Origin of the sequence: Pelagibius sp. (genome assembly GCF_028289705.1) — a bacterium.
Classification (GTDB): Bacteria; Pseudomonadota; Alphaproteobacteria; order Kiloniellales; family Kiloniellaceae; genus Pelagibius.
Window position 1 is genome coordinate 1 of record NZ_JANQOI010000071.1, and the last position, 8,869, is coordinate 8,869.

The window sequence follows — 8,869 nt, forward strand, 5'->3', positions numbered from 1 at the left end:
TGGGGCATCGGGCAAGCGGCTTGACGCAGCCTGTCGACAGTACGGCGCCGCCCGCAGGGTCGCGTAGAGGCGTCCGCCCGCCGCGTCGCGGTCCTCAACCGTAGTCCCCGCTACGCTCTTCGGACCGCTCCTGGCGGGGCGAACGCCTCTACGCGACGCAGGCCGTGGACATGGTGAGAAATGCGGGTTAACCCTGCATTGAATTATCTGAGGCCTAATGCCGCCTATGGAAACGACATTGCAGAGCGGGAGCCGCGAGGCTCTGCCGTCGCGCCGGATGATCTTCCTTCTGGAATCGGCTTGGTACGCCTTCGGCCTTGCGGTGGTTCTGGCGCTGGGGGTGGTCAACCTCTTCTTTCCCTTCGGCCTCGACCAGGCGATGTACTTCTTCGGCGCGGGCGCTTTGGACCGCGGCGCCACCCTTTACGTCGACTATTGGGACAACAAGCAGCCCGGCCTCTATGTCTTCTATCTGGTGGCGGGGCGCCTCTTCGGATTCAGCGAGTTCGGCGTTCACCTGCTGGAACTGATCTGGATGCTGGTCTTCGCAGTCCTGCTCATGGCAACGCTGCGACCCTATCTTCGGGCACCCTGGCTGTCGGCCCTGGTGCCTGCGGCCAGCATCGGCGTCTACTACGCCACCGTCGGCGAGCACGAACTCACCCAGCTCGAAATGCTGGTGGGTCTGCCGCTCTACATCTGCGCCTGGTGCGCCCTGCATGCGGTCGGGCAGGCCGCAGCGCCGGCCCGGACGGCCCTGCTCTTCTTCTGCGCCGGCATCGCGGCGGGTCTGGCGACTTTGTTCAAGCTGCTGCTCGCGCCGGTTCCGGTCGCTCTCTGGCTGGTGGCTTCGGTCTACCTGCTGAAGGACAGGAAGACCACGTTGCTCGGCCTGCTGCCCCGCCTTTGGCTGCCGGCGGCAGCCGGCGTGGCGCTGCCGGTTGCCGCCGCCGTGCTGTGGTTCTGGCAGGCCGGAGCCTTGCGGGAGCTGCTGTGGACGGCCTTCGTCTATCCGCCCGAAGCGCTCGGCACCTCGCCCCCCGCATCGCCGACGCGGCTGGTGACGGCGGCGGGATTCTTCATCAAGAACACCGCGCCCTGGCTGCTGTTCGCCGGGCTTGCCTGCGCCGTCTGGCTGCGCCGCCTGAAGCGCGGCGAGAGTAGTCCCCTGATCGTCATGATGCTGGTCTGGCTGGCCGTGGCCGCCATTCTGTTTCTGGCCCAGCGCTTTTCCTGGTGGTACCACCACACGCTGCTGCTGCTGACGCCCTTCGGTATCCTTGCCGTCTGCGGGCTGGATGCCCTTGCCGCCTACGTCAACCGCTTCATCGAGATCCGCGCCAGCCGCCTGCCGGCGTGGCTTGCCCACCGAACGGCAGCGGCCATGATCTGCGCGGCGGTCATCGCCTTGCCGACCGTGGCCTCCCTGACCAATCCCTTGGTCACCAAGGCCCTGCCGCTGCTCGCCGGGGCCAGGCTGCTGGACAACGGCATCCAGTTCTATCAATGGGAGGTCAGCGAGAACTACAAGCGGCTGTGGCGGGGCAGCCGGTTCCTGACCATGCCCACCGCAGAACCCGGGCCGATCTACATCTTCGGCAATTCCATCGTCTACAGCTTCACCGGGCGCAGATCGGCCCATACGACCACCGGCTCCGCCTGGCGGTTCTACCTGCCCTCCCAGACGCGGGAGATCCTGGCGACCCTCGACCGGCGGCAGGTGCCCTACGTCTTCGTCGACCGCAACGACGTCAAGCTGTACCGCCTGCGCCCGGAGGTGGCCGCCTACCTGAAGCAGCGCTACGAGATCATCAAGCGCGACGACAGCGGTATCTGGTACGAACGGCTGCCCGAGGACCAGGACCCGCGCGACGCCCGCACGCCGTGAGCGCTGCGTTGCGCTCTAGCTGCGAACCAGGGTGACGCCGCGGCGGGCCAGGTGAAGGGTCACGGTCTCTCCCTCGCCGACCGGTTCGTCGATGGCAGGATCGACGGCGAAGAGTTCGCCCAGCTCAGTCATCAGGGTGTATTCCATGTGACTTCCCAGATAGGTCGCCTTGCTCACGCTGGCGCCCAGGGCGCCGTTGGCGCCGTCCCGCACCAGGCGGATCGCTTCGGGGCGGATCGCGACCTTCACCGGCCCCGGCGCCAACCCGCGCGCCGGAAGGCGTTGCTTCTGAGTACCGATTTGCACCACTGCCTCGCCGTTCTCGACAGCCTCGAGGTGGGCCTCTACCAGATTGGCATCGCCGATGAAGTCGGCGACAAACGCGTCCGAGGGTGATTCATAGAGGTCGCGCGGGCTGCCCTCCTGGGCGATCTCGGCATTGCGCATGACGATGATCCGGTCGGACACGGCCAGCGCTTCTTCCTGGTCATGGGTCACATAGACCGAGGTCAGGCCCAGCTTCTGCTGCAGTTCGCGGATGTCCTCACGCACCCGGCGGCGCAGCTTGGCGTCGAGGTTGGACAGGGGTTCGTCGAACAGCAGCACCGCCGGCTCCAGCACCAGGGCGCGGGCCACCGCCACCCTTTGCTGCTGGCCGCCGGACAGCTCGCTGGGCAGGCGCGCGCCGTAGCCGCCGAGACCGACCAGCTTCAGCCCCTCTTCCGCGCGCTCGCGGATCTCCGGTTTCGGAAAGCCGCTCATGGTCAGGCCGTAGGCGACGTTCTCCGCTACGGTCATATGGGGGAACAGCGCATAGGACTGGAAGACCATGGAGACATCGCGGTCGGTGGCCGGCAACTGCGTGACGTCCTGATCGCCGATGAGAATGCGCCCGCTGGTGGCCATCTCAAGGCCGGCGATCATCCGCAGGGTCGTCGTCTTGCCGCAGCCGCTCGGCCCCAGCAGCGTCACCAGCGTTCCCGGGTCGACGGTGAAGGAGACACCGTTGACCGCGACGACCTCGCCGAAGGCCTTGGTTACCTCCTGAAAGGCGACGCGCGCCGCTTTGCCCCGCAGGGTCATGGCACCACCTCGTTCATCTCGCGACCCTCTGCCCCACGACACTACCCGCCGCGGCCGTGCCGCGCCGGCGGATGCGGCGCTCGCCGACGGCAAGCTGTACCAGGGTGATGGCCAGGAGCATGACCAGGATCAGCGTCGAGGAATAGGCGATGGCAAGGCCGTAGTCGCCGTTCTCCACGCGTCCGATGATGTAGGAGGTCGCCATGTCGTAGTTGGCGCTGACCAGGAAGATCACGGCACTGATGGCGGTCATGGCGCGCACGAAGCTGAAGACCAGGGCCGCCACGATCGCAGGGCGCAGGAGGGGCAGGATGACCCGCCGGACCGTCGCGAAGGTGTTGGCGCCGAGGGTGAGCGAGGCCTCGTCGAGACTCTTGTCGAGCTGGCTCATGGCGGCGATGCCGGCGCGCACGCCCACCGGCATGTTGCGAAAGACAAAACAGATCACAAGGATGACTCCGGTTCCCGTAAGCTCGAGCGGCGGCACGTTGAAGGCGAGGATGTAGCTGATGCCGATCACCGTACCGGGAATCGCGAAGCTCAGCATGGTGCCGAACTCGAAGGCATCTCGTCCGGCGAACCGCTGGCGCACCAGAACATAGGCGGTCAGCAGGCCGATGGTCGCGGTCAGGGGGGCGGCGATTGTGGCGATGGTGATGGTGGTCCAGAAGGAGTTCCAGGCCGCGCCGCTCCAGATCAGGCCGTGTTCGCTGGTCGTGATGGAGAAGGCCTCGATATAGTGGCGCAGGGTGAGGCTGTGGTCGCGGCCCCAGGTCTCGACAAAGCCGCCGACCATGATCATCACATAGATGACGAACGTCAGGGCCGCCCAGGGCAGCGCGAGGCCATAGGCGGCGCCGGTGACCAGCTTTGGCAGCGGCGCGTAGAGGCCCGAATCGCCCTTGCCGGTGACCGTGGCGTAGGACTTGCGGCCGACCCAGCGGCGCTGGGCGTAGAAGGCGCCGAGGGTGAAGGTGAGCAGCACCATGGCCAGCACCGCGGCACGCCCCTGGTCGTACTGCGAGCCGACGATGGAAAAGAAAATCTCCGTCGACAGAACGCCGAAGCGGCCGCCCAGCACCAGGGGATTGCCGAAGTCGGCAAGGCTCTCGATGAAGCCGAGCAGGAAGGCGTTGGCCAGACCCGGCCGCATCAGGGGCAGGGACACGGTGGTGAAGGTCTTCCAGGCATCGGCCCGCAGCGTCAGCGCCGCCTCTTCCATGGAGGGGCTGACGCCCTCCACCACGCCGATCATGACGAGAAAGGCAATCGGCGCAAAGGCCAGTGTCTGGGCGAACCAGATGCCGGGCAGCCCATAGATCCAGCGCGTCGCGGGGATGCCGAACGCGAAGTCGAGAAACTGGGTGACCGCGCCGGAACGGCCGAGCAGAAGGATCACCGCCAGGCCGATGACGAACGGCGGCGTGATGATCGGCAGCACCGTCAGGACCCTGAGGGAACGCTTGAAGCGGAAGCCGGTGCGGGTGGCGATCAGCGCAAAGGCCAGGCCGAGGATCGTCGTCGAGAGACCGGTCAGCATCGCCAGCAGCAGCGAGTTCCAGGCGACGCCGCAGGAATAGGGGCCGGTCAGACACTTGAGGCCCCAGATCTTCTGGTCGACAAAGCGGGCGGCGAAGGCGCCGGCGGAAAACGCACCGTCCTTGTCGTGCAGGGCCGAGGTCAGAATGTTGAGCACCGGGAAGAAGACGAAGGCGGCGACGAGGGCGATGATCAGACCGATCGAGCCGACGACAAAGACGTCGCCCTTGATCGCGCCGCGGGCAGCGATGCCCTGGGTGAGGAAAAACAGCAGGGCGCAGGAGACCAGCACCGCGCCGTAGCCGAGGCCGAACTGGCGTGTGTCCAGCGGCCCGAAGAGGGTCTCCAGAAGAGAGAACTCCCAGCCCCGCAGGCCGATGGCGAAGGCCTGGAAAAGAAGATAGGCAAGCCCGCCGCCGCCGGCGATCAGCAGGACGATGCCGAACAGAGGGTCGTTCTTCGGCCGCCGCAGGACGAACAGAGGGGCGAGGAGGGCGAGGCCGAGGGGGGCAAGCCAGGGCTTGCCCCCGGTGAAGACCTGCAGGATCGCCGGTGCCGATTCGCCGTCGAGGGGGTAACCCTCGGTGATCCAGTCGAACGCCCAGAAGCCATACTCGATGGCGTACCAGGGCAGGACCAGGTAGCCCAGCCAGCCCACCGCCAGCCACAGGCCGACGGTTCTACTGATCATGGCGCGTCACCCGGCCGGGCCCGGGCGGCCGCCCGGGCCCAGGTGACTGTCCGAGCCCAGACGACTGCCCCAGACTGGTATCGCTCACTGCGGCAGCGAACCGACCTCGTCGTCCCACTTCTTCAGGAGCCGCGAGCGTTCGGCGGAGGAGCCGTACTTCTTGAAGTCGTACTCGATCAACTTCAGCTCATCCAGATTCGGCGCGCCCGGTGGCGGCGAGGCGTTGGAATTCGACGGCACCTGATAGGCCTTGGCCTGAGCCGCCAGCATCTGGATATTGGGGTTCAGCGCGAAGTCATAGAACTTCTTCGCGCTCTCCAGGTTGCGCGCGCCCTTGATGATCGACATGGAGCCGATTTCGTAGCCCGTGCCCTCACAGGGCGCGACGATCTTGATCGGAAACCCGGAGACCACCTGCGTGACCATGTCGTGCATGAAGGTGATGGCCACCGCGGTTTCGCCGCGGGCCGCGGCCTTGATCGGAGCGGATCCGGATTTGGTGTACTGGTTGACGTTCTTGTGCAGGCCCTTCAGCCACTCAAAGCCTTTGTCCTCGCCGAAGATCTGCACGATCGTCGCCAGGGTCGTGTAGGCGGTCCCGGAGGAGTTGGGGTTGGCGATCTGCACCTCGCCTTTGTAAGCGGGATCGGTCAGGTCGGCCCAACACTTCGGAGCGGGCAGGTTCTTTTCCTTCAGCAGTTCTTCGTTGTAGCCGATGCCCAGCGCGCCGGCATAGATGCCCACGGTCTTTGTGTCCGCTGCCATAGCCTGGCTCTGCGCCCAGGGCAGCAGATCCGGAAAGGCCGGCGACTTGTATTCCTGGGTCAGGCCCTCTTCGGCCGCCTGCAGGTGCGGGTCGCCGGTGCCGCCCCACCAGACGTCGCCCTTCGGATTGCTGGCCTCGGCCTTGATCTGGGCGAAGGTCTCGCCCGACGACTTGCGGGTCATCGCGACCTCGATGCCGGTCTCCTTGGTGAAGGCCTCCACCATGAGCTGGCACCACTCGATCTGCGGGCTGCAGTAGAGGGTCAGGCGCTCGGCCGCCTGGGCCGGGGCGGCCATGGCGGCCAGCGCCACGGCGATGGTGGCAACAGCAAATCTGCTTGCTCTCGATGTCATTTGGTTCCTCCCATTGGGCGCGACGTCAGGCTGGTCGGCCTCTTGCCGAAACCGGCCCGGTTGCCTCGGTCGGGTCACTCGTTTTGGCTACTGGATGTTACGGATGGCGGCAGCGAAATGCTGCCATGACCCCCGTTGCCTCAGCGGCTATCGGACCCGTGCAACAAAAACATCATAAAACGGTAATATTAGAATAGGCATTTCATTTGTGGAATTGCGGAATTTTTTTTCAAAGCCTGGGTGCCGGGACAGTCGCGGCCAGCAGCGCCTGAAAGGCTGGTGCAAGCGCGGGGGCGCAGGCGGCACAGAGCCCGCCGCGCAACAGGCCCTCGTTGGCCAGGAAGTCGCAGGTCCAGCCGCCGGCCTCGCGCACCAACAGCAGCCCGGCCAGGGAATCCCATGAGTTGATGTGGGGCTCGAAATAGCCGATCAGCCGCCCCGCCGCCACATAGGCCAGCATCAGGGCACCGGAGCCGTTGCGCAGGAAGAGCCCGCCATCGCGGAGAAGTCCGTCGAGAAAGGGGACGAAGTCGCTGGTCGGCGAGCGGTGGGAAAAGCCGGTTCCGAGAAGCCCGTCGCTGAAGGCTGCCGCCGTCGGCACCGGCTGGCGCGCGCCGTTGAGGAAGGTGCCCCCGCCGCGCCGGGCCGCGAAGAGCTCGTCGGTATTGGGGTCGTAGATCACGCCCAGCTCGATCTCGCCGCCGCTCACCAGGGCGATCGACACACACCAACTCGGCATTCCATTGAGAAAGCAGGCAGTGCCGTCGATCGGATCGACGACCCAGATAGGCTTGTTCTGATCGAAGCGATCGCTGGTGCCGCTCTCCTCGCCCAAGAATCCATCGTCCGGAAACTTTGCCGCGAGTCGGCTGCGGATCAGCGCCTCGACCTCCTTGTCGGCGATGGAAACCGCATCCTGAAGGCCTTTGTTTTCGACAGCGATCTCATCGCGCCGACGATAGTAGTCGTAGGCAAGCTGCCCGGCTTCGCGTGCCAGGCTTTGAGCGTATTCGTAGCGCGACTTCATCGCCTGCATTGGTTCTTTCCTTGTTGGCATGCGCTTCCGGCCTGCGGGCCTGACGGTCTGCGAACCGCCCAATATCGCCGCAGCGATCGCAGCCATTGGTGTCCCGCTCATGCCAAGAGCCCGTGCCTGGGTACAGAGAAAAGCATTATTTATGCCTCTGAGGCACGAATGAAGTTCCATCGACGCACATTTACATCTTTCAATCAATGATCACCTAGGACTGAGACAGAGCAGCCGCCCTGCCGCGAGACCGCTGAAAGGGAGAGTTCGCATGGTTGTCCAGCCCAACCCCTTGTTTTCCGCGTTGATTTCGGATGCCGCGATGCAGGCCGCCCTGCACCGCGGCCGTATTGCCCGCGCCGCGGCGTTGCACGGGCTGTGGGTGGCCATCACCCGGCGCCTCGGCGCCGCGCTCTCCGATCGGCAGCCGCGCCTTTCCGCTTCCGCCAAATCCGGCTGCGCCCGGGCCTGACGCCCCCTTAGCTTCCACCGAACCCTCCGGTCTTTTGACGACCGGCGCTGAACGAGGACATCCCGATGAACCAGATCAGCCCCCTTGCCCTGCCCAGCGAACCGGCGGCGGAGCAATCCGTCTGCGTGGTCAAGGCGCCGCTGAACTTCATCCGGCCGCAGGACGACAAGCCGGTGTTTCACTCCGCCGCCCTGGCCGGCGGGTCCGGCCGGTTCTTCTTCGCGACCGAAGCCAAGACGGTGCCGATCCGCGACATGCGCCCCGTCGCCTACGCCTTGTCCATGGACCACGAGGGTTTCGTGCTGCGCGATCACCAGAGCGCGGTGGCCGACTTCTATGACGACGAAGAGATTGCGCGGGTCTACCACGGGGAAATCGAGGCCCTCTTGAAGCGGGAGTTCGGGGCCAGCCGGGTGGTGATCTTCGATACGACCCGCCGCTCCGACAGTCACAAGGGCGCAACCAATCCCGACGGCGCGCGTGGGCCCGCCACCCGCATCCACGTCGACTACACGGAAAAGAGCGGCCCGCAGCGGGTGAAGGACTTCCTCGGTGAGGCCGAGGCCGCGCGTCTGGAGGCAGCCGGTGCCCGTGTCGTCCAGGTTAACGTCTGGCGGCCGATCCGCGGGCCGGTGCAGCGTGCGCCGCTGGCGCTGGCGGATGCGGCGACGGTCGCGCCCGACGAGCTGATTGCCACCGACCAGGTCTTCCCCGACCGGGTGGGGGAGATCTACCACCTTGCCTACTCGCCGCTGCAGCGCTGGTACTACGCCCCGCAGATGACGGCCGACGAGGTGCTGCTGATCAAGGGCTGGGACAGCCTGGCCGACGGCCGCGCCCGCTTCACGCCCCATACCGCCTTCGATCCGCCCCACGGCAATCCCTCGGCCCCGCCGCGCGAGAGCATCGAGGTCCGCACCCTGGTGATCATCGAATAGCGGAGAGCACGGCGGCCGCCGGACCGCCGCCGCACCTCAGTAGTGTTTTCGACTTACGTCGAATCGGTTCCGGCCCGCACCCCCTCCCGGCCACCCACTAGGATAATCGCAT

General features: G+C 66.0%; 7 protein-coding genes. 3 read left to right on the plus strand and 4 right to left on the minus strand.

Going from position 1 to position 8,869, the window contains the following annotated elements; translation table 11 throughout:
• Positions 1–238: 238 nt before the first annotated feature.
• A complete protein-coding gene (locus tag Q0996_RS08610) occupies positions 239–1,888 on the plus strand; it encodes a glycosyltransferase family 39 protein (protein ID WP_299617693.1) in 1,650 nt (549 codons plus the stop codon).
• A gap of 15 nt (positions 1,889–1,903) precedes the next feature.
• On the opposite strand, the gene Q0996_RS08615 is transcribed toward Q0996_RS08610, so the two are convergent.
• The 4 genes from Q0996_RS08615 to Q0996_RS08630 all read right to left on the minus strand — a co-directional run bounded on the left by Q0996_RS08615 (position 1,904) and on the right by Q0996_RS08630 (position 7,356).
• A complete protein-coding gene (locus tag Q0996_RS08615; protein WP_299617695.1) occupies positions 1,904–2,971 on the minus strand; it encodes an ABC transporter ATP-binding protein in 1,068 nt (355 codons plus the stop codon).
• A 13-nt stretch (positions 2,972–2,984) separates the two neighbouring features.
• Positions 2,985–5,201 carry an iron ABC transporter permease gene (locus tag Q0996_RS08620; protein WP_299617697.1) on the minus strand — a complete coding sequence of 739 codons (2,217 nt, stop codon included), beginning with the start codon at positions 5,199–5,201 and terminating at the stop codon, positions 2,985–2,987.
• Between the two features lie 84 nt (positions 5,202–5,285).
• Complete coding sequence (locus tag Q0996_RS08625) at positions 5,286–6,320, minus strand: ABC transporter substrate-binding protein (protein ID WP_299617699.1); 1,035 nt, start codon at positions 6,318–6,320, stop codon at positions 5,286–5,288.
• 229 nt (positions 6,321–6,549) lie between these two features.
• Positions 6,550–7,356: an inositol monophosphatase gene (locus tag Q0996_RS08630; RefSeq protein ID WP_299617701.1), complete on the minus strand. Its 807-nt coding sequence runs from the start codon at positions 7,354–7,356 to the stop codon at positions 6,550–6,552.
• A 262-nt stretch (positions 7,357–7,618) separates the two neighbouring features.
• Here Q0996_RS08630 and Q0996_RS08635 point away from each other — a divergent pair, with 262 nt between their 5' ends.
• Positions 7,619–7,819, plus strand: coding sequence for a hypothetical protein (locus Q0996_RS08635; RefSeq protein ID WP_299617703.1), 201 nt, complete (start codon positions 7,619–7,621; stop codon positions 7,817–7,819).
• Positions 7,820–7,884: 65 nt separating this feature from the next.
• Positions 7,885–8,757, plus strand: coding sequence for a CmcJ/NvfI family oxidoreductase (locus Q0996_RS08640; RefSeq protein WP_299617705.1), 873 nt, complete (start codon positions 7,885–7,887; stop codon positions 8,755–8,757).
• The last annotated feature ends 112 nt before the right edge of the window (positions 8,758–8,869 follow it).